The organism is Ignavibacteriota bacterium, assembly GCA_016218045.1.
GTDB lineage: Bacteria > Bacteroidota > Ignavibacteria > SZUA-365 > SZUA-365 > JACRFB01.
Window position 1 is genome coordinate 92,520 of the sequence record JACRFB010000063.1, and the last position, 19,973, is coordinate 112,492.

The following is a 19,973-nucleotide window of genomic DNA, read 5'->3' on the forward strand; positions in this document are numbered from 1 at the left end:
GACCATGCCCATCACCGTTTACAACACCCTCACACGGAAACTCGAATCCTTCAGACCCATGGTGGACGGTGAGGTGCGCATGTACACCTGCGGTCCCACCGTGTACGACTACTTCCACATCGGCAATGCGCGCACCTTCGTGATGTCGGATGTCATCCGCAGGTATCTCCAGTACCGCGGGTATCATGTTACCTACGTGATGAACATCACCGATATCGACGACCGCATCATCGCGCGGTCGATCGAGCGCTCGGTCGCCGCGTCGCAGGTGTCGGACGAGTATGCCGCGGCGTTTCTCGAGGATTGTGCCGCGATCGGCATACGACCAGCCGACGTGCATCCGCGCGCGACCGACAACGTCGGCGCGATCATCACTCACATACAGAGTCTTATCGACACGGGCTCGGCCTATGAATGCGAAGGAGACGTGTATTTCCGTGTCAGCGCGTTTCCCGGATACGGAAAATTAAGCGGCAAGAAACTCGAGGATCTCATAGCGGGAGCACGGGTCGAGGCGGATACGCGCAAGGAAAATCCCGCCGATTTTGCGCTGTGGAAAACCGCGAAGCCGGGCGAACCCTGGTGGGATTCGCCTTGGGGCAAAGGGCGGCCCGGCTGGCACATCGAGTGTTCGGTGATGTCGATGCAGCATCTCGGTCCATCCTTCGACATCCACGCCGGTGGCAACGACCTGATCTTTCCGCATCACGAAAACGAGATCGCTCAGAGCGAGGCATTGACCCATGTGCCGCTGGCGCACACATGGATTCACTTCGGCTTTCTGAACATCGACAACGAAAAGATGTCGAAGTCGCTCGGGAATTTCTTCACCACCCGCGAGATCCTGCAGAAGTACCCGGCCACGACCGTGCGTTTCTTCTATCTCCAGACGCAGTATCGCAGTCCGTTGAATTTCACGCAGGAGGGTCTCGACGCCGCGCGGACCGGCCTGGCCCGGCTCCACACCCTGTATGCGGCGCTGCGGAATGCGCCCGACGGCAGCGGCGAATGCGCCATCGGTCCCTACGAGGAACGTTTCATCGAAGCGGTCGACAACGATTTCAACACACCCGCGGGCCTCGCCGTCATCTTCGATTTTGCGCGCGAGGCGAACGCCGTGTTGCATGACGCCGAGGGCATGTCGCGCGAGGCGCAGCAGGCCTGCAGCGATTTCCTGACGCGAACAGCGGGGGATGTATTCGGCATACTGCCGAGCGACGACGTGACGGCCGACGGATCGGGAGACGTACACGGCCTCATGGAGCTTATCCTCGGCATCCGTGCGAAAGTGCGCGCCGAAAAACAATGGGCCCTCGCCGATTACATCCGCGACGGCCTCAAGGAACTCGGCATCGTGGTGGAAGACGGCAAAGGAGGTAGCACATGGAAGAAGGAGACGCCATGATACATAGTCGCATTCCGCGATGGGGGACAGCATGAGCGCACAGTTTCTTTGGGAGAATTATTTCCGGCCGCGCGAGAAGGACGACATATTCGCCCTTCTCAAACGCCTGCCCATCTTCGAGTCGCTGTCGCAGCGGCAGCTTCGACTGGTGGAACGGATCCTGCACCGCCGGAACTATCTGGAGGGAGAGAAGGTGTTTCAAGAGGGGGACAGCGGCTCCGCGATGTACATCATCGAAAGTGGGGAAGTGGTGATGCATGCTGGCAAGTCCGAACAGGAAATCGCGCGGTTGCACGACGGTGACTTTTTCGGTGAGATCAGCCTGCTTGTGGATCAACCGCGCAGCGCGACGGCGCGGACCGTCCGCGACACCAAACTCATCGCGTTCTCACAACCGGACCTGCTGTCGCTGCTCGAGACGCAGCCCCGGCTCGGCATCGTCGTCGTGATGCAGCTTGCGCGCATCCTCGCGGAACGTCTGCAGCACGCGACCGTCGACAACCGCGTGTTGCACGACCGGCTCGCAGAGTTCGGGCAGTAGGAGACCGCAGTGTCCGCAAACACGAAGGTCCTCGTCCTTCTCCTGCTCCTCGCCTTGGGGGCCGCGGTGATGTACACCGTGTTCACGATCGGCGCCATCGTGGCGCTCTTTCTGCTCTCGCTGCTTTTCGCCTTTATCTTGTCGCCCGCGGTGAGCTGGTGCGAGCGGCAGGGCATACCGCGCACACTGTCCGCTGTGGTGGTGTTTGTTCTCTTTTTTGGCGGTGTCACGACATTGCTGTACGTGCTGGCACCGTTTCTGTACGAGGAAGTCTCGCGTCTGCAGGAAATCATCACCGTGGGTCAGTTGCGCCGCGGCGTGCGCGACATGGAGGTGTTCCTCAGTCGTCAGCTCTCGGTCCTCGGCGTGCGCCGCCTGCATGTGGCGCCGAAGGTGGAGGAGTGGGTCGGCGTCCTGTTCGACAATCTCATCGGTATCGCATCGGGCGTGGTTGGCATCGTGCTGTTCCTCGTCATGATGCTGATATCCACCTTCTTTCTGCTCAAGGATTCGCGTTCGTTAAAACGCGTGTTTGTGGAACTCGTCCCGAACCGTTTTTTTGAAGTGACGCTGAATGTGCTGCACAAGATCGAGTGGTCACTGGGCGCGTATCTGCGCGGAATTCTGCTCGATGCGCTCGCCATCGGCGTCCTCACAACGTTTGCGCTCTGGCTCATCGACCTGCCATCCTTTTTCCTCGTGGGACTTATCGCGGCGGCGGCGAATCTCGTGCCGTATCTGGGTCCGCCCACCGCGGGATGTATCGCGATGGTGATATCCGTCATGTCCCGTGGCGATTTCGAGCAGGTTCCCATCATCATTCTCGTGTTTTCACTGATACGTCTCATCGACGATGCCATCGTGCAACCGCTCACGATATCCGCCAGCGTGCGGCTGCATCCGCTCATAATCATTTTCGCGCTCCTCATTGGCGGACAGTTGTTCGGCATCATCGGGATGCTGTTTGCGGTGCCCGCCGTCGGTGTGCTCAAGGTGTTCATGACCGAAGTGTACGCGGGGATGAACCGTTACAGGCCCTCGCATGAATCCCGATAAATCCGGCACAGAGGAACAGGACGGTGCGGAAGCGCCGGTGAATTTTCAATACGGCGACATACTCGAGCTCGATGTGGATCGCGCCGCGTTCGAGGGGCGCGCCGTGGGGCGGGCTCACGGACTGGTGGTGTTCGTCGAGGGCGCGGTGCCCGGCGACAGGGTCAGGGCGCGTGTGTTCCGCGCGAAGAAGCAGTTTGTCGAAGCGCGGGCCGTCGAAATTCTGCGTCCCTCGCCCGAGCGTGTTGATCCGCGCTGCGCGCACTTTGGTGTGTGCGGCGGCTGCAGTTGGCAGCATATGCGTTACGAGGCGCAAGCCGCATGGAAGCGCACACATGTCGCCGACGCATTCGAGCGCATAGGAGGATTTCAAAACTTGGATGTGCGCGCGACGCTCGAGGCGGAGGACGTCTGGTACTACCGGAATAAGATGGAGTATTCCTTCGGGGAGAAGCGCTGGCTGCTCGCCGTCGACCGCGAGCAGGACACACCGTCGGAGCCGTTCGCCGTCGGCCTGCACGTGCCCGGGCGTTATGATAAAATTCTGCACATCGACGCGTGCCATCTGCAGTCGCCCGAGAGCAACAGCATCCTCGCGGCAACACGGTCCCACTATCGTGCGCACGGCATCCGCGCGTTTTCCACCGAGACACATTCGGGCGACCTGCGCCATCTCGTGATCCGCGAGGCGAAGAACACCGGACAGCGCATGGTGTTCCTCGTGACGTCGGGTGCGAACGAGGATCTCGCCGCCGAGCTGGCCCGTATCCTAGCCGCGCCGGAATTCGGTGTCACAACATTTGTGCATGGCGTGACGAACAGAAAATCCTCGGTTGCCATCGCCGATCGCGAACAGGTGTATTTCGGGGACGGCCGCATCACGGAACGTCTCGGCGATTGCACCTACTTCATTTCCCCGTCCTCGTTCTTCCAGAGCAACACGCGACAGGCCGAACGGCTCTACGCCTGCGCGGCGGACTTTGCCGACCTGCGTCCGGAAGACGACGTGTGGGATCTGTACTGCGGTGCGGGCACCATCAGTCTTTTCATCGCGCCGCGTGTGCGGTCGGTTCTTGGCGTGGAGATGAACGAGGCGGCCGTGCGCGACGCTATCGACAATGCCGCGCGCAATGGCCGGCAGAACACACGTTTTATCGCGGCGGATCTGCGCGCCTTCATCCAGGATACCGGACGCGAGGCGGCGCCCGACGTCGTCATTCTCGATCCGCCGCGTTCGGGCCTGCATCCCGACGTCGCGGCGGCACTCGCGCGGCTCGACACCGAACGCCTCGTGTACGTGAGCTGCAATCCGGCCACGGCAGCGCGCGATTGCGCCGTGCTGGCCGCGGGCGGCTACACGGTGGAGGCGATCGCGCCCGTCGACATGTTCCCCCACACGTACCACATCGAGTGTGTCATCCGGCTTCGCAGAAAGACCGGCGCCTGATCACCGACCGTCGCGTTCCGCGGGACGGAATATTCGGACAGGTGGGTCAGTAATAGACAGACTGTCGGTGACCCACGTGCCCTCGGGGTTTGCGCGCGGCGAACGCACGATGATGCGGCGTTCCTCGCGTGTGCCGGGAGGCGCGGGCGGGAAGCTGTGGTTGCGATGAATCTCGATGCTGGTGTCGAAACGGACGCCGGGCGGCAGCGGCGCCTCGGTCGATCCGTTCCACTGGAACTTGAAACCCGGAATTGCTTCGAGCGATTTCTCGACGAGCGAGTCGACATCCATGTCGATATTCACACTTCCGTTCCCGTCGTGCATCACACGTATCTGCATGCGACGGGAGGGCAGAGAGGCGTCGGGGCGTGGCGTCGCAGGAGGACGCGGGCTTCTGGCTCGCACCACCACACGTGTGTCCTGACGGGTGGTCGGCGTGCGGTCGATATAGAGCGTCAGTCCGTTTTCATCGGGTGTTGCAACAACGCCGCGGACAACCACATGCAGGTCTTGCTCGACCTCGCTCAACGATTCCTCGATCAGATGGAGACTCTTTTCGTACTCGCGTCCCGTGGCGGCATACTCGCGCGCGCTGCGTTCGACGAACCGCGCCACATCCTCGCTGCGTGAGATGTTCGTCACACGCTGCAGCGTGACCGAGTTCTGCAGTTCGCGCGCGTATCTGCGGCGCACGTCCTCGAAACGTGTCGTGATCGAGGGGATGGGCTGCGGTGTCGCAAGCATCGTTTCGCGCAGACTGTCGAGATCCACCGTCAGCGGAACGAGTTCCACCGCGGCGTCACGGAGATACACGAACTGCTGCGGCTGCCCTTCGACGCGGATGCGGCTGTACAGCTCGGCCGGCGGCGGCGGCGGTACTGCCGCTGTTTCCTCGATACTGTACGCGGCATCCCGTGTGCGGAGGAAGCGATCGAGCCGGATGCGCTGCGCGGGTTCGAGGGACGAGGCCAGCGTGCCGAGTATCGTTGCATGGAGATGCGTCACGGACGGATCGATCGCCACATCACGTTCACGTCCCATGAGCACGACGGATTCGAGGCGCTGTTGCGCGAGCAGGAGCACGGAATCCATGATGCGCTGCTGCGTCGGAGTGGCGCGCACCTCGCGATACAGATCCTCGACCGTGATACGAGGCGACATGGCGCGATCGTTCTTTCCGAGTTCGATACGGTAGGCGCGCGATGAATCCTGCTCGATGCGGAGCACGGAGGACTGCTGCTCGTCGAGCGGCAGCGTGCCGTACATTGCGAATTGCAGGACGCGGTCCTTGTCGGTCTTTTCGAACAGCGGCATTATCCATTCACCGCCCATGGTCTCCTGATACGCGAGCTGCACTTCCTCGCCTTTGCGCGAGAGATATCCGGCGATGGTATCGCGGTTCCAGTATGCCCATGCTCCGCCCGCCAGGACGAGCGCCAGGACGGCGACGGAAAATGCGGCCCGGAAACGGAGAGGAATGTCGGGGAAAAGTTCTGTGCCGCGTTCCTTCCGCACCTCGATGTTTTCGCGGAGACGAGGCCAGAAGGTCGGGTCTTCCATAATGGCAGGCATGCGGCGCAGTATGAAGCCGGGATCATTCTGTTCCGGATCCGTGCCGGTGCCGATCGCTGATGCACCGGCAGTCCGCATCGTGTCGTCGTTTTCGGGAAGAGGACCGGATCCGCTTCGCGGAGTGTCGAGGTTCATGTCGTCACCGGGTTTCATCGTGCCACCCCCGCAGCCCGCTCGCCGGCGGGAACAAGATCGAGATCCGCCGCCGAAGGAAGCAGCACTTCACGCAGGAGTGCGCGACCACGGGCGATGCGCGATTTCACGGTGCCCAACTCGCACTGAAGCACTTCCGCCATCTCCTCGTAGTGCAGTCCGTCCACATCGCGGAGCACCAGCGCGATACGGAATTTTTCAGGCAGACGCGCGAGCGCCGCCTCGAGTATCTCGCGGTTGCCGGTGTCGGCCGGCGCAACGGAGGTGTGCCGCAGTAGCTCGCGGTCGTTTGTTTCGAGCAGGCCGTGCAGCGAAAAGAAACGGCGCATTTTTTTTCGACGCAGTTCGTCGCGGCAGCGGTTTACCGCTATGCGGTACAGCCATGTGTAAAGGGACGATTCGAATCGGAAGCCCCGCAGATTCTCGTAGGCCTTGATGAAGACCTCCTGCGACACATCGTCCACTAGATCCCGATCCTGAAGAATATTCGCAGTCACGTTCCTGATCCGTTCTTTGTACCGTTCCACAATGACACGGAATACCTCCTCGTCACCCGCCTGAAACATGGTAACAAGCGCATCGTCGGAAAGTCCGCCGATCGCTTCGCGCGCAGACGTCCGCTGCGGCGCAGAGTGAATGGAAGGAGTCTGTGTATCCACGTCGTTGGGCATTAGACGGATCAAGTGGGTGTGTTGTTCCCGGGGAATCCTGGTACTACGGGACAGCCGGTAAAAAGTTCTGGAATCCGTGACTTCGTAATCTGCGAGAATGAGACGAAAAAGAAAAGGTCCGCAGAAGCGGACCTTTTTCGTTGAAAAACCGCTGTTTATTTCACACCCACATGCGAGAGCATTTCCTTGATGCCTCCAAGCGATCCCATGACACCGGACGCTTCATACGGCAGAAACACGACTTTCTGGGCACCATTTGCGATATCCTTGAGCGACTCGAGGTATTTCATCGCGATGAGGTAGCTCGACGGATCACCGCCCACCGTCACTTTCAGCGATTCGGTGACGAGAGAAATTGCCTGCGCCTCGGCATTCGCGACACGCATACGCGCCTCTGCCTGACCCTCGGCCTGCAGGATGGCGGACTGCTTCTGCCCCTCGGCCGACACGATGGCCGACTGCTTCTCGCCCTCGGCACGAAGGATGGCCGACGACTTCTCGCCTTCGGCCTGCAGGATGGCGGCGCGGCGGTTCCGTTCGGCGGTCATCTGCTTTTCCATGGTGAGGCGGATATCTTCTGGCGGCAGAATGTTGCGCAGTTCGATGCGCATGACTTTGACGCCCCACTTGTCGGTGGCGCTGTCGAGGGATGCGCGGAGCTTGGTGTTGATCACTTCGCGGCCCGCGAGCGTGTGGTCGAGATCCATCTCGCCGATGACGGCGCGCAGGGCGCTGAGCGTGAGCTGCTGAATACCGCGTTGCAGTGTCGAAATTTCGTACACGGCTTTGACGGGATCGATGATCTGCCAGTACACGATGCAGTCCACTTCCATCGTCACGTTGTCGCGCGTGATCACCGGCTGCGGTTCGATGTCGGTGAGCTGTTCGCGAAGGTCGAGTGTCGCGCGCACGCTGTCGATGAAGGGCACGATGATGTTCAGACCGGAGATCGCGGTCTTGTGATATTTCCCGAGGCGCTCGATGATCTTGACCGAGGCCTGGCTGACCATCTTGATGCTGCTCAACGCCACGATGAAGGCGAAGAAGACAACAATCACGATGATGACGGTGGCGGCTTCCATGATTCCTCCGTGAGAAAATTCCGGGTTGCGAATGAGATGCGGGACGGGATAGGCGGGGAAGGGTGTGCGCTCACGTGCGCGCGACGATGAACTTTGCGCCGTCGAGACTCTGCACCGTGACGCGGGCCGAGACTTCGATGACGGAGCCGTCGGCGGAGCGGGCGGCCCAGTCCTGACCGTCAACCAACACACGCCCGAGACTGTGTTCATTGTCGATGGTTTCGGTCACGATGCCCGCGCGCCCAAGCATGGCGTCGGCGTTGGTTTTCAGATCCGCGCCCGGCGAGGCGCGCATGAACACGTTTTTGAAGACCGTGCGCGAGAGGAAGACGAGCACGATGGACACGACCACAAAAACGAGGGTTTGAATCAGGGGATTGTGAACACCCGCGAGATCGAGCAGGCCTGCCAGTAGCGCGCCGACGCCAAACCATAACAGGACAAAGCCGGGTGTGACGATCTCGAGGATGAAGAACAGTACGGCGGCGGCGAACCACCAATAATACAGCATGGCGTATTCCGTATCGGTTGGAAAACAGTGGAGGATGCGGGAGTGTATTACCCGGCGCAAGTACGCATGAGAATCGCCGATAAAGTACTCGGATTCTCCCCAAGAGTCAACTGCGCGTCGAAATGTGTGTTGTTTTCTCAGCCGTGCGCGCGACGGAAGCGCCACACCGCCGCGCCGAACATACACACGCCGAACGCCGCGAGCGACGCCGTCTCCTTCCACAATTCCGCCGGGCCGCTGCCCTTGAGATAGATTTCACGCAGCACCGTCAGATAGTAGCGCACCGGGTTGGCGTAGGTGATCGTTTGAATCGCGTCGGGCATGTTAGCGATGGGGATAAAAAATCCCGACAGCAGCATGGCAAATATCATGAAGAACCACGCGACGAACAGGGCCTGCTGCTGCGATTCGGCGACGGTGGAAATCAGGATGCCGAGACCGAGCGTCGTGAGGAGAAACAGGGCCGATTCGGCGAGCAGCAGCGGGATGCTTCCGGCGACACTGATGTCGAAGATCAGCCAGACAAACACCATCGCGAGAATAATCTCGAGAAAGCCGAGAATCGTGAAGGGGATGATCTTTCCCGCGATGAACTGATACGAGCGTATGGGTGTGACGAGCAACTGTTCCAGCGTGCCGATTTCCTTCTCGCGCACGATGCCCATGCTGGTGAGAAATACCGTGATGATGACGAGAATGATCGCCATGATGCCGGGAACGATATACACCTTGCTCTCGAGATTTGGATTATACCAATACCGCGCTTCGGGCTCCGCGCCGCGAATGGCGGCGCCGCGGCGCGCAAGCCCCGGATCCGCCTCGAGAAGTCGTGCCTGGAAATTGCGGGATATGTCGGCTGCGTATGCGAGCGCAATGCCCGCGGTGTTGCCGTCGAGTCCATCGACCATGAGCTGCAGCGCGGGGCTGCGTCCGCGCACCGCATCACGCTGGAAGCCCTCGGGGATCGAGAGGGCGAGCTGTGCCTCGCTGCGGTCCATATGTCCCGTCAGTGTGCTGCCGCCGCGCTGCTCGCGTCCCACGAGTTTGAAGTACCGCGTGTGCGCGAACGACTCGATGAGTTGTCGGCTCATGGGTGTGTCGTCGGCGTCGTGAATCACGAGGCGCAGATCCACAACATCGGTGGTGACCGCGTTTCCAAGAATAAATATCTGGATCAGCGGCACAACAAAGAGCAGGCCCAGCATGACGCGGTCGCGCGCGATCTGGCGGAATTCCTTCTGGACGAGGTAGAGTATCTGCTGCATGCCGTCGCGCCCCTAATCCAATGTCACCTTGAAACGTTTGATCGCAATGGCGAGAATACCAGCGCCTATGCCCGCGAGCGCGAGCGTTTCGGGTAGAATATCGGAAATACCGACCCCTTTCAGCATAATACCGCGGATGATGACCAGATAGTACGTCGCGGGAAGCGCGCGCGACACAAGCTGCAGGGGCGCGGGCATGCTCGCGATGGGGAAGAGGAAGCCGCTCATGAGAAAGGTCGGAAGTATCGTCGACATCACCGTCATAAGCATCGCTATCTGCTGCGATTTGGCGATGGTGGAAATGAGCAGGCCGAAACTGAGCGCGACAAAGATGTAGACGACGGACAGGACGAGGAGAAGAAGGGGACTGCCCACCACGGGTGTTCCGAACAGCGCCATGGCCGAGACCACGATGAGAGCGCCGTTGGCCATACCGATGAGCACATAGGGCAGAACCTTCCCGATGATGATCTCGACCGGGTGTATGGGCGAGACGAGGATCTGCTCCATCGTGCCCGATTCCTTCTCTCGCGTGATGGTGATGGAGGTGAGCAGCGCGCTGGTCAGCATGAGGAGCAGGGCGATCAGTCCGGGCACAAAAAAGTGCGTGCTCTTCATGTCGGGATTGTAGAGGATTTTTGGTTCCACCGTTGCGAGCGACGCCTGCACGATGCCCTGCGATTGATTGAAGAGGCGAAATACGTTCGCCGCGTACGTGCCGACGTAGGTTCCGACATTCGAATCGGTCGCATCAACGAGCACCTGCACTTTGACGGACGGTCCTGTGCGCAGGGCCTGCGCGAAGTCGCGCGGAATGACCAGCACCATCTTTGCGTTGCGCGAGCGGAAGATCTCCTCCGCCGCGGACGCGGCACCCGCATACCCTGCAAAGTGAAAAAAGCCGTTGCGGCGGAACGCATCGATGAGCGCGCGGCTCTCGGGCGTGTGCGAATCGTCGACGACGGCAAAATCGATGTTACGCATGTCGAGCGTGATGCCGTAACCGTAGAGGGCGATCATCAGCACCGGCATCAGGAGCACTATCATCAACGAGCGGAAATCACGGAGTATGTGGATCAACTCCTTGCGCATGATCGCAACCAGGCGACGTGGCATTCCGCGCATCTCCGTCACCCCTCCCTCGAGGACTTGGCGCGCGCCGTCTCGTCGCGGACCAGCTTCATGAACACGTCCTGCATGCTGTCGAAGCCGTGCGCGCGCTTGAGTTCACCCGGAGTGCCGAGCGCGATGAGACGGCCGCCGTGCATGATGGAAAGCCGCGAGCAGTATTCGGCCTCGTCCATGTAGTGCGTCGTGACAAACACCGTGGTCCCCTTTGCGGCGAGTTCGTAAATGAGCCGCCAGAAATTGCGCCGCGAAATGGGATCGACGCCGCCGGTCGGTTCGTCGAGAAACAGGATGTGCGGATCATGCAGCAGCGCCGTGCCCAGGGCCAGGCGCTGCTTCCAGCCGAGAGGCAGGGAATTGGTCACACGGTCGGCATGTTCCTCAAGGCGAAGTTCCGCCAGCAGGGCCTCTGTCTTTACTCGCAGTTGTGCGCGTGTCAAACCGTACACGCCCCCGTAGAATTCGATGTTGTTTCTGACCGTCAAATCTTCATAAAGCGAGAACTTCTGGCTCATGTATCCTATCGAGGCCTTTACACTCCGCGCTTCGCGCGCGATGTCGAAACCTCCGACACGCGCGGTACCTCCGCTCGGTTTGAGCAGTCCGCACAGCATCCGTATCACCGTGGTCTTGCCGGCGCCATTCGCACCGAGAAATCCGAACACCTCGCCGCGGTGCACCCTGAGCGACACGGAATCCACGGCGCGGAACGCGCCGAAATCCTTTGTGAGCTCGCGCATATCGACAGCAACATCAGTCGTCATTGGGCGCCGTCTCGATAAGGTGGATGAACACGTCCTCCAGCGTTGGCTCCGCGGGTTCAAGCGAGCCCTCACGCAGTTTCAGCGCGCGCTCGGCTGCCGCGCGGCCCGCTCCGTCGAGCGGCCGTTCCGTGGCCACGTGAACACGATCGCCGAAGCTGTGGACGGATCGTATGCCCGGACCTTCGCCATCGTCGAGTCTGATCAGCGACGAGAACGCGTTTCCGTCTGCTCTTTCGCGTGGTGCGCTGTACATCGAGTACGGATACGATGAAATGATCTCGGCGGGTGCGCCCGAGGCGAGAATGCAGCCCTCGTTCATGATCGAGATGCGGTCGCAGAGCAGGGCTTCATCCATGTACGGCGTCGAGACTAGCACTGTGACACCGCGGTCGCGCATTGCGCGGAGAATGGACCACAGCTCCTGCCGCGACACGGGATCGACGCCTGTTGTCGGCTCGTCAAGCACAAGCAACAGCGGATCGTGGATGAGGGCGCAGGACAGCGCGAGCTTCTGCTTCATGCCGCCGGACAGCCGCCCCGCCAGCCGCGTCGCGAATGGATCGAGCCGGCTGAAACGGTACAGTTCCTTTTTCTTCTCTGTCAACTCCGCCTGGGGTACGCCGAAGAGGTCCGCAAAAAAATCCAGATTCTGTTCCACCGAAAGATCGGGATAGAGGGAAAAGCGCTGTGGCATGTAGCCGATCTTCGAGCGTATCTCGGTGCGGCCTGTGCGCGTTTCGTGGCCGAGCACGGTGACAGTGCCGGCATCCGGCGCAAGCAGCGTAGTGATGATGCGCATCGTCGTCGTCTTGCCCGCCCCGTCGGGTCCGATAAGTCCGAACAACTCCGCGGGACGAATCTCGAGCGAGACGTCGCGCACCGCTTCGGTTGCGCCGAAAGATTTCGACAAAGATGATATGGAAACGGCAGGCGTCACGGTATGTCGAGTGTCACGGTCAGAGGCATGCCGATCTTGATTTTTCCATCGGGATTGTCGAGCCGCACCTTCGCCGCAAACACGAGCGTGGTGCGGGTCTCCTCGGTGAGGATGGTCTTGGGTGTGAACTCGGCCTTGTCGGATATCCAGGTCACCGTGCCGTGCAGCGATACATCGGACGCGCTGTCGATGCGGATGGTCGCCTTCTGTCCGACGGACACCGACGCGAGATCGGTCTCTGCGATGTAGATGCGCGTCCACATACTGCGAAGATCGGCGATGTCGCAGATGGGTGTGCCGGGCATGGCGAGTTCGCCGGGATCCGCATATCGCACCAGGACACGGCCGTCGAGAGGCGCCACGATGGTCGCCTCGCCGATCTGCGTCTTCAGGAGGCCGACAGTGGAGGCCGTCTGCGCCTCCTTGCTACCGAGAGCGGCGTGTTGTTTCTGCAGGCTGCGGATTTGGGCATCGGACCCGTCGAGCTGTGCGCGTGCGTCGTCGACGGATTGCCTCGTGGTCGCGTTGTCGCGCAGCAGCGCCTCGAGACGCTGCAGGCGCGTGTGCAGATTCTCACGCGTGATGCGCGCCGCGGCGATCTGCGCGTCGAGGGCCGCGCGCTGATGCGCCAGTTCCTCGCGAACGGAGCCCGCCTGCGCCGCCTGCAGTTCAAGTTTGTCGACACGCACAGTGGCAAGGACGGAATCGGCGCGCACGTCGTCGCCGTCGTCGATCAGAACCGAGGTGATGGTGCCCGCCGTCTGTGCGCTTACACGTACGATGCGCGCTTCGGCGGTGCCGGTGTACTCGAACGCGGAGTTCTCGCCGCCGCCGCATCCGGCCAGGACCGCGAGGACGAACAGGGAAGAGAGGAATGGGCGCATGGGGAATGTTCTCACTGTGCGGGGAAAGGTGATGCGACGACGGGGTGTCATTGTGCGTCTCCGATTTCACGGCCGACGGCCTGTACGAGATCGATCCGTTTCAGGAGATACTCGATGCGGGTTTGCGCGTGTTGCAGCAGAGAGCGTGTCAGCGCCGTTTCGGCGTCAAGCACGTCGGCGGGGATGGCTGTGCCTTCGCGCAGCCGCGCGCGGGCGATGTCGAGGCGCGTGCGCTCCTGCTGTATCTGCCGGTCCAGGAGGCCGATGGTCGCCGCGCGTGTGTCGAGATCGAGTAGGAGCGCGCGAATGCCGGTTTCGAGGCGGTTGCGCACCTGCTCCACACGAAGGGCCGAGGCACGCTCCTCGAGCTGCGCCTTTTCGATGGCGTGTTTATCGGCGGACCAGGCCCAGAGATTCCATTCCATCTTCACACCGGCCGTGTAATAATCCATCCATTCGTTCCGGATCTGATCGACGCCCGGACGAGCGTAGTGCAGCGACGCGACAGCCGCAACGGTCGGGTACATCGACGACTCGGCCGCGGTGATCCCGAGTTCCGCCGAGCGCTGAGCCGACGCCGCGACCAGCAGGTCGGCGCGCGACGCGGCGGCCATCGCTATCAGGACTTCAGCGGAGGGGAGGGCGGAAGGTGGCGAAAGGTCTGTCGTGTCCACGCCGCCAATGTCGGTGGCGCCGGTGAGTTCCACGAGCGAGAGAAGTGCGGTGGCGCGCGCGTGGCGCGCCTGCGTGGCCTCGACATCGAGCTGCAGTATCCGTGTGGACACGAGCAATGTATCGAAGGCGAGACCCTGACCCTGCTCCGTCAGCGCGCGGCGGAGATGCAGCAGTTCCGCAAGCAGCGCGCGCTGTGACTCGAGGATGCCTGCAGCGTATGTGGCCTGCACTGCCGCGTAGTAAAGGCGCGCCGCCGCACAGCGAGCGTCGAAGGCCGCGCCATCGGCCGCGGTCGCAGCGGCCGCGCTGTTTTCACGGGCGATGCGGTTGTGCGCATCCAGGCGGAATCCGGTGAAGAGCGGCGCGCTGAGGGTGACGGCTGCGTCGGCCACATTGCCGTCGCCGAAGGATATCGTTTTGACGGGCAGTGGAATGCCTGGAATCTGCAGATCGATTTTTCCGGTCTCGCTGATGCGTGTGTACGAAAACGAGGCGTCGAGGCGCGGCAGCCGCGAGGCCGAGGTCATGTCGGCCTGTGCGCGCGCCTTCTCGGCGCCGGCGCGGGCGATGCGCACCCCGTGCCCGTATTCCGCGGCCCGGCGCTGCATTTCATCGAGCGTGACAATGCGCGGCTGCGCCGCTGCAGTGAGCGACAGGAGACAACAGCAGAGGAGGAGTTTTCGAGTCATGCGTGTGTTCTCCGTGTCGACAATCCATGATACACGAGGTCGAAAATGTGTTCGCGTCTGCGCGCAGCGAAGGCGGCAGGATCCCCGGCGATGTCGGGGGCGATGCTCTTGAGGAGCGGTATCGCGAGGTAGAAATAGACGCAGCTCCCGAGTACGGTAATGAGGGTCTGCATCGGATCCACTTTCCGGATTTCCCTGCGCCGGATGGCGCGCTCGACGGCCAGAAGAAACGCGCGCGGAGGAAACGCCGGATCGTTCGCCACCCGCGCGAAGTGCACCGCCAGGTTCGTTGCGCCGGTCGACAGTTCGCGTGTCATGAAGCCGACCAGCGCGGGCGTGCGTTCCAGCATGTCCATGTAGGTGCAAATAAACGCGCGCAATTGCGACGCAAAATCCTTTTCTTTCGACAGGGACGCCGAGAGCACCATAAAATGTGTGCGCAGCATGTACGAGAATACCTCCTCGTACAGACGGTCCTTGGATCGGAAGTAATAATGCACCAGCGCCGGATTGATCCCCGCGCGCCGCGCTATGTCACGCATGCGCGCGCCGCTTTTTCCATGTTCCCCGAACACGTCGAGCGCCGCCAGGAAAATGGCGCTTTCGGTGTCGGAGTATTCGCGCTGGTCGATGCTGATCATTGTATCTAAATGAAGTGTTTAATCATTTGTTTAAAACTTACGACATTCATGCGCGGAAGTCAAGAGCCGCCTATCAGAATTCCGCGCGGTGTATCACCGGGGAACAGGAGGCACAGAATTCCGCGGGTTTGATGTCGATGTCCTCGACGTAGGTCGAGGCGTTCATGACGCAGGGTTCGTCGGCGCAGTGGCGCAGTCCGTAGGTGTGCCCGAGTTCGTGCAATGCCTCCTTGAATGAACGGCGGCGGAGCAGATGCGACGACGGCGCCAGACCGTAGAGATCGTTGCGCAGACGGAACGAGGAAAAAATGCAGGCGCGGGCGGCCAGTTGCGCCTGTCCGAAAATGTAGGTGAGCACGGGCAGAAAAAGATCGTGCGAGGTGACGCCGAGCAGTTTCGTCTTGCCGGGTGGAGCAGTGTCGAGCAGCATCTGCAGGATTCGTCCGCTGTGGTACTGCCTGCGCGAGGCGTCGTATGCCTCGCGGATGGGGACGGGCAATGCGCCGACCGTGACACGGGCCGCGAGCACCTGGCCCAGATCCGCGGCGAATTCGTCGAGAGACAGGTCGCGGTCGGCTTCGAGCGGGATGAGCAGAATGTCCGTCATTCCTTCGTCACCGCTATTCCGGCCGCTTCAGTCCGTACTTTTCGATCTTATTGTACAGTGTGACACGATCGATGGCCAGCCGCTCGGCGGAGCGGGTGATGTTCCAATTCATCTCCGAGAGCACCTGCACGATATGCCTGCGCTCCACATCCGCGAGACTCTCGCCGGCTGCGCCCGCGGCCCGCGTCGAGAGATGCATGGGCAGATCCTCCTCCTCGATGAAAGGCCGCGACGACACAACCATCGCGCGCTCAACCGCATTCTCGAGTTCACGCACATTGCCCGGCCACGCGTACGTCGTAAGCAAAGACATGGCGCCTTCGGAAAACTCCTTCGCGGTGCGATTCATCAGCCGCGCGTACTTGTGCACAAAATGTTCCGCCAGCATCGGTATGTCGCCCCTCCTCTCGCGCAGGGGCGGTATCGTGATCGCAAACACGTTGATGCGGTAGTACAGGTCCTCTCTGAACGTCCCGTCGCGCACGGCCGCCTCGAGGTCGGCATTGGTCGCACAGATGAGACGGAAATCCACGTGTATGGTCTGCTCGCCGCCCACGCGCTGGAACTGATGCGATTCGAGCACGCGCAGCAGATCCACCTGGGTCTTGGGCGCAAGTGTGCCGATTTCGTCCAGGAACAGTGTTCCGCCATTTGCCATTTCGAATTTCCCTTTGCGTCTGTACTGCGCGCCCGTGAACGATCCCTTTTCATGTCCGAAGAGTTCGCTCTCGAGCAGCGACTCCGACAGAGCGCCGCAGTTTACGGGGATGATGGGGAAGTACTTCCGTGTGCTGTTCGCGTGTATTGCCCGCGCGATCAACTCCTTGCCCGTGCCGCTTTCGCCGCGTATCAGCACGGTCGATTTTGTCGGGGCCACGGTGCGGACGAGGTCGAATACCTTCACCATCTCCTCGCTCGCTCCGACGATGTCGTCGATATGATGCAGCGCGTCGACGGTCTGGCGGAGCTGCGCATTCTCTCGCGCGAGGCGTCGCTGCTGCGCCGCGTTGCGTACCATCGTCGAGAGCTCGTCGGGGTCGATCGGTTTGGTTACGTAATCGAAGGCGCCTGCCTTGAGGGCTCGGACGGCGGTGTCGACCGACGCGAACGCCGTGATGATGATGATGATGATGTCGGTATCGAATTCCCGGATGCGTTCCTGCAGCGCAAGGCCGTCCATGCCGGGCATCTTGATGTCCAGCAGCACGAGATCGATTCGTTCGCGCTGCAGGATGTCGAGGGCGGCGGCGGCGTTCTCGGCCGTGTGTACGCTGTAGCCGTCCTCGAGGAACCATTGTTCCAGGGATTCGCGGACGGACGCTTCGTCGTCAACGACGAGCAGGTGTATCGACGAAGTGGAGAGGGGATCGGTCATGATGCCTGGTATTCTCTGTGTGTGTTTTCTGTGTCGCCTGAAACAGGAAGGGAGATGATGAAGGAACTGCCGTGTCCGGGCTCGCTCTGCACGGTGATGTCGCCGCCATGCTGTTTGACTATGCCGTACACGATCGAGAGGCCGAGGCCCGTGCCGAAGCCGCTTTCCTTCGTGGTGAAAAACGGTTCGAAGACGCGCTGCAGATCGGCGGCCGAGATGCCGATACCGGTGTCGGTGACGCGCAGCAGTGTGCGCCCTGCGTCGGTTGCGGCGTCCACGGTTAACGTGCCGCCGTCCGGCATGGCTTCGATCGCATTGATGAGCAGCGCGATGAGCACCTGCTGCAACTGCGACTCGTCGCAGTACGCGCGGACGGAAACGGGCGGCGGCTCGTAGCGCACCTCGATCTGCTGCAGGTCGATCTGGTGCTGGACGAGGCGCAGCGAGCGCTCGATGAGCGTGTGCAGATTGCAGACCGCCCGCGACTGTGGATGCGCGCGCGCAAAAAACAGCAGGTTGCGGACGATGTCTCCGCAGCGCCGCGCCTCCTCTGCGATGATGTCGAGGTCGCTATTGATGCGCGCCAGCTTCTCTTGGTCCACAGTGTCGCGGAGCCGCTTGCGGCTCAATTTCGCAAGAGTCAGAATGCCCGAGAGCGGATTGTTCAACTCGTGTGCAATCATCGAGCTCAACTTGCCGAGCGACGCCATTTTTTCCATGTGTAGAACCTGCTCCTGCATCGACTGCAGTTCGCGCGTCTTCTGGTTCACCTTCTGCTCGAGTGTGTTCGACCAGTCGAGCAGCTCGTTGCGCGCGCCGTCCAAGTCAGCCGCCATACGGTTGAAGGCCTCGGCGAGACGCCCGATCTCGTCGGAACGCCGAGTCGTGATGCGGTGCCGCAGGTTTCCGGAGGCGATTTCGCGCGTGCCCGCGATCACTTGTTTCACCGGCCGATGCACGCCGACAAAGACAAAAATGGCGGAGACCGCGGCGACGGCGAGCAGGGTCACAACGGCCGAGGCGAGTTGCAGCAGTACACCGTCGTCGATGTGTTTGTCGGCGTATTCGAGACTCATCTGCACGTCGAGCACACCCAGCACCGTCTGTTCTTCGGAGTGGGCGTGACAGGCGGCATCCCAGCACCCGCGCTCGTTGCGTATCGGGTTGATGAAGCCAAGCACGCGATGACCCGACGGAGCGTAGTACTTGCGCGCGTACTGATCGGAACTGGTCTTCACAAAATCGGAACCGCCGCCGTGGCACATGATGCAGGCGTCGGCCTTCACATCCACCACGTGCCCGATCTCAGAGAGCGAATCCGAATACTTGATCACCCCGCGCTTGTCGTAAATGCGAATGTGATCGATGCCGCGCAGGGATCCGAGATCCTGGATGATGGAACTCAGCTCCGACGAGTTGTTCTCCGACATACTTCGCCGCAGGGCCTGCTTGGTCATCTCGCTGGTGCGTTCCACCGCCTCCTGCACCGTCTGCTCGAGCGTTTCCCTCTGCGCGCGGATGCTGAATATCGTCGTCCCCAGCAGCACGACCGCGAGCGAGAGCACGAGAATCGTGACGATCTGAAGACTGAGCGAGCGGAAGATGTTCATCGGAGGTCCCGGAAGGGAACAAAGTGGGCGACACAAGCTACCAAATCTCGCGCATGTCCACAACGGCGGACGCGAATGGAAACGGGCCCGAAGGCCCGTATCCGATCATTACTGAGACCTCGCGGCCTACACCTCGGCGTCGGCCGAGCGCGGATACAACACGCCGCGGACAAGTTCCATGTACGCGGCCTCTCCGAAGGCCTCGTCGAGCGCCGACACTGTCTCGCCGCCGTCGTTGAGGCAGATGCCTCCGGGGGCGAGATGCGTTTCGAGACGGCGTGCTGCGCGGCGCATAAACGTCGAGAGCACGGCCTCCTCCGCGATACGCGCGCGGGCCGGAGGTAGCATCGCCGGCCGCTCCGCGTCGTGTTTGGACGGAACGATACAAGCCAGCCAGCCGAGATCATAGGTGTTGGTGCGCAGGAACACGGGATCCTCACAGAGCTGCCTGTTCTGCCGGACCAGTGTTCCCGTGAGCGGCGACAACACGGGCAGCACATTCGTGTGTGTGTAGATCCACGCGATCGGCCTGCCGCGTTCCACGGATTCGCTCATCGCGGGAAACACGATGCGGGCGGATGGCGGGAGCAACAGAGAGAAGGGATGGGTGATGCCCAGGTACGCGAGTTTGACGTCGTGGAAACGCGCCCAGGTATGGTCCGTCGAGTACGCCAATCCCTCGTGCAGATGCGAGGCGGTGAAGCCGCGGAGCAGCCGCACAATTGTTTCGTCGCAGGGGACAGGCAGGGGCACCTGCAGCGGCATATCCACTTCCGCGTCGGCCGCCGCGGGTCCCTGCTTGTCGTCCTTACGGAGCACGTGATCCAGCGGACATCGGTCGCAGTCAAATGCGCGGTCGCAGAGCTTGTAGGTGAGTATGCCCGCGTCCATCCAAACGCATTTGCCCTCGGTATTCCTGGAGCCGCTCATGTCTACTCCCGTGAGTCGTGTGAATCCAAGCGT

19 protein-coding genes are annotated in these 19,973 nt (G+C 61.4%); 4 read left to right on the forward strand and 15 right to left on the reverse strand.

Going from position 1 to position 19,973, the window contains the following annotated elements; genetic code table 11:
* The first annotated feature begins 4 nt into the window (after positions 1 to 4).
* Genes HY962_16610 through rlmD form a run of 4 tightly spaced genes read left to right on the forward strand, consistent with a single transcriptional unit; the run spans position 5 to position 4,446 of the window.
* Entirely contained in the window at positions 5 to 1,405 is a 1,401-nt protein-coding gene (locus tag HY962_16610; protein MBI5648554.1) for a cysteine--tRNA ligase, read from the forward strand.
* A gap of 31 nt (positions 1,406 to 1,436) precedes the next feature.
* Positions 1,437 to 1,946: a cyclic nucleotide-binding domain-containing protein gene (locus HY962_16615; GenBank protein ID MBI5648555.1), complete on the forward strand. Its 510-nt coding sequence runs from the start codon at positions 1,437 to 1,439 to the stop codon at positions 1,944 to 1,946.
* A gap of 9 nt (positions 1,947 to 1,955) precedes the next feature.
* A complete protein-coding gene (locus HY962_16620; GenBank protein ID MBI5648556.1) occupies positions 1,956 to 3,002 on the forward strand; it encodes an AI-2E family transporter in 1,047 nt (348 codons plus the stop codon).
* Complete coding sequence (rlmD, locus tag HY962_16625) at positions 2,989 to 4,446, forward strand: 23S rRNA (uracil(1939)-C(5))-methyltransferase RlmD (protein ID MBI5648557.1); 1,458 nt, start codon at positions 2,989 to 2,991, stop codon at positions 4,444 to 4,446. Before HY962_16620 ends, rlmD begins: the two co-directional genes overlap by 14 nt.
* Here the strand turns inward: rlmD and HY962_16630 are convergent, their stop codons facing one another.
* The 15 genes from HY962_16630 to HY962_16700 all read right to left on the reverse strand — a co-directional run bounded on the left by HY962_16630 (position 4,447) and on the right by HY962_16700 (position 19,940).
* Positions 4,447 to 6,153, reverse strand: a complete 1,707-nt coding sequence (locus HY962_16630) for a hypothetical protein (GenBank protein ID MBI5648558.1) — start codon at positions 6,151 to 6,153, stop codon at positions 4,447 to 4,449.
* Positions 6,154 to 6,167: 14 nt separating this feature from the next.
* On the reverse strand, positions 6,168 to 6,842 hold the full coding sequence (locus HY962_16635) for a sigma-70 family RNA polymerase sigma factor (protein MBI5648559.1): 675 nt from the start codon (positions 6,840 to 6,842) through the stop codon (positions 6,168 to 6,170).
* 155 nt (positions 6,843 to 6,997) lie between these two features.
* Positions 6,998 to 7,924: an SPFH/Band 7/PHB domain protein gene (locus HY962_16640; GenBank protein MBI5648560.1), complete on the reverse strand. Its 927-nt coding sequence runs from the start codon at positions 7,922 to 7,924 to the stop codon at positions 6,998 to 7,000.
* Between the two features lie 70 nt (positions 7,925 to 7,994).
* The gene (locus HY962_16645) at positions 7,995 to 8,435 is read right to left on the reverse strand and encodes an NfeD family protein (GenBank protein ID MBI5648561.1); all 441 of its coding nucleotides are present in this window, start codon (positions 8,433 to 8,435) and stop codon (positions 7,995 to 7,997) included.
* A gap of 137 nt (positions 8,436 to 8,572) precedes the next feature.
* Positions 8,573 to 9,700: an ABC transporter permease gene (locus HY962_16650; protein MBI5648562.1), complete on the reverse strand. Its 1,128-nt coding sequence runs from the start codon at positions 9,698 to 9,700 to the stop codon at positions 8,573 to 8,575.
* A 12-nt stretch (positions 9,701 to 9,712) separates the two neighbouring features.
* Positions 9,713 to 10,816, reverse strand: coding sequence for an ABC transporter permease (locus tag HY962_16655; protein ID MBI5648563.1), 1,104 nt, complete (start codon positions 10,814 to 10,816; stop codon positions 9,713 to 9,715).
* 14 nt (positions 10,817 to 10,830) lie between these two features.
* Positions 10,831 to 11,592, reverse strand: a complete 762-nt coding sequence (locus tag HY962_16660) for an ABC transporter ATP-binding protein (protein MBI5648564.1) — start codon at positions 11,590 to 11,592, stop codon at positions 10,831 to 10,833.
* Complete coding sequence (locus tag HY962_16665; protein ID MBI5648565.1) at positions 11,582 to 12,529, reverse strand: ABC transporter ATP-binding protein; 948 nt, start codon at positions 12,527 to 12,529, stop codon at positions 11,582 to 11,584. Before HY962_16665 ends, HY962_16660 begins: the two co-directional genes overlap by 11 nt.
* A complete protein-coding gene (locus HY962_16670) occupies positions 12,526 to 13,464 on the reverse strand; it encodes an efflux RND transporter periplasmic adaptor subunit (protein ID MBI5648566.1) in 939 nt (312 codons plus the stop codon). The genes HY962_16665 and HY962_16670 overlap by 4 nt, the downstream gene beginning before the upstream one ends.
* On the reverse strand, positions 13,461 to 14,777 hold the full coding sequence (locus HY962_16675; GenBank protein ID MBI5648567.1) for a TolC family protein: 1,317 nt from the start codon (positions 14,775 to 14,777) through the stop codon (positions 13,461 to 13,463). The genes HY962_16670 and HY962_16675 overlap by 4 nt, the downstream gene beginning before the upstream one ends.
* On the reverse strand, positions 14,774 to 15,418 hold the full coding sequence (locus HY962_16680) for a TetR family transcriptional regulator (protein MBI5648568.1): 645 nt from the start codon (positions 15,416 to 15,418) through the stop codon (positions 14,774 to 14,776). The genes HY962_16675 and HY962_16680 overlap by 4 nt, the downstream gene beginning before the upstream one ends.
* Before the next feature lie 73 nt (positions 15,419 to 15,491).
* Positions 15,492 to 16,025 (reverse strand): archaemetzincin family Zn-dependent metalloprotease, encoded by a 534-nt coding sequence (locus HY962_16685; GenBank protein MBI5648569.1) that lies wholly within the window; start codon positions 16,023 to 16,025, stop codon positions 15,492 to 15,494.
* 13 nt (positions 16,026 to 16,038) lie between these two features.
* Complete coding sequence (locus tag HY962_16690; GenBank protein ID MBI5648570.1) at positions 16,039 to 17,400, reverse strand: sigma-54-dependent Fis family transcriptional regulator; 1,362 nt, start codon at positions 17,398 to 17,400, stop codon at positions 16,039 to 16,041.
* The gene (locus tag HY962_16695) at positions 17,397 to 19,010 is read right to left on the reverse strand and encodes a HAMP domain-containing histidine kinase (protein ID MBI5648571.1); all 1,614 of its coding nucleotides are present in this window, start codon (positions 19,008 to 19,010) and stop codon (positions 17,397 to 17,399) included. Before HY962_16695 ends, HY962_16690 begins: the two co-directional genes overlap by 4 nt.
* A gap of 126 nt (positions 19,011 to 19,136) precedes the next feature.
* Positions 19,137 to 19,940 carry a hypothetical protein gene (locus tag HY962_16700; protein ID MBI5648572.1) on the reverse strand — a complete coding sequence of 268 codons (804 nt, stop codon included), beginning with the start codon at positions 19,938 to 19,940 and terminating at the stop codon, positions 19,137 to 19,139.
* Between the last annotated feature and the right edge of the window lie 33 nt (positions 19,941 to 19,973).

Bases quoted from the DNA above. Each gene is read 5' to 3' on its own strand.
- HY962_16635 (MBI5648559.1), bottom strand. From the start codon at position 6,842: ATGCCCAACGACGTGGATACACAGACTCCTTCCATTCACTCTGCGCCG.
- HY962_16670 (MBI5648566.1), bottom strand. From the start codon at position 13,464: ATGACACCCCGTCGTCGCATCACCTTTCCCCGCACAGTGAGAACATTC.
- HY962_16615 (MBI5648555.1), top strand. From the start codon at position 1,437: ATGAGCGCACAGTTTCTTTGGGAGAATTATTTCCGGCCGCGCGAGAAG.
- HY962_16655 (MBI5648563.1), bottom strand. From the start codon at position 10,816: ATGCCACGTCGCCTGGTTGCGATCATGCGCAAGGAGTTGATCCACATA.
- HY962_16630 (MBI5648558.1), bottom strand. From the start codon at position 6,153: ATGAACCTCGACACTCCGCGAAGCGGATCCGGTCCTCTTCCCGAAAAC.
- HY962_16610 (MBI5648554.1), top strand. From the start codon at position 5: ATGCCCATCACCGTTTACAACACCCTCACACGGAAACTCGAATCCTTC.
- rlmD (MBI5648557.1), top strand. From the start codon at position 2,989: ATGAATCCCGATAAATCCGGCACAGAGGAACAGGACGGTGCGGAAGCG.
- HY962_16690 (MBI5648570.1), bottom strand. From the start codon at position 17,400: ATGACCGATCCCCTCTCCACTTCGTCGATACACCTGCTCGTCGTTGAC.
- HY962_16660 (MBI5648564.1), bottom strand. From the start codon at position 11,592: ATGACGACTGATGTTGCTGTCGATATGCGCGAGCTCACAAAGGATTTC.
- HY962_16695 (MBI5648571.1), bottom strand. From the start codon at position 19,010: ATGAACATCTTCCGCTCGCTCAGTCTTCAGATCGTCACGATTCTCGTG.
- HY962_16675 (MBI5648567.1), bottom strand. From the start codon at position 14,777: ATGACTCGAAAACTCCTCCTCTGCTGTTGTCTCCTGTCGCTCACTGCA.
- HY962_16700 (MBI5648572.1), bottom strand. From the start codon at position 19,940: ATGAGCGGCTCCAGGAATACCGAGGGCAAATGCGTTTGGATGGACGCG.
- HY962_16680 (MBI5648568.1), bottom strand. From the start codon at position 15,418: ATGATCAGCATCGACCAGCGCGAATACTCCGACACCGAAAGCGCCATT.
- HY962_16685 (MBI5648569.1), bottom strand. From the start codon at position 16,025: ATGACGGACATTCTGCTCATCCCGCTCGAAGCCGACCGCGACCTGTCT.
- HY962_16645 (MBI5648561.1), bottom strand. From the start codon at position 8,435: ATGCTGTATTATTGGTGGTTCGCCGCCGCCGTACTGTTCTTCATCCTC.
- HY962_16640 (MBI5648560.1), bottom strand. From the start codon at position 7,924: ATGGAAGCCGCCACCGTCATCATCGTGATTGTTGTCTTCTTCGCCTTC.
- HY962_16650 (MBI5648562.1), bottom strand. From the start codon at position 9,700: ATGCAGCAGATACTCTACCTCGTCCAGAAGGAATTCCGCCAGATCGCG.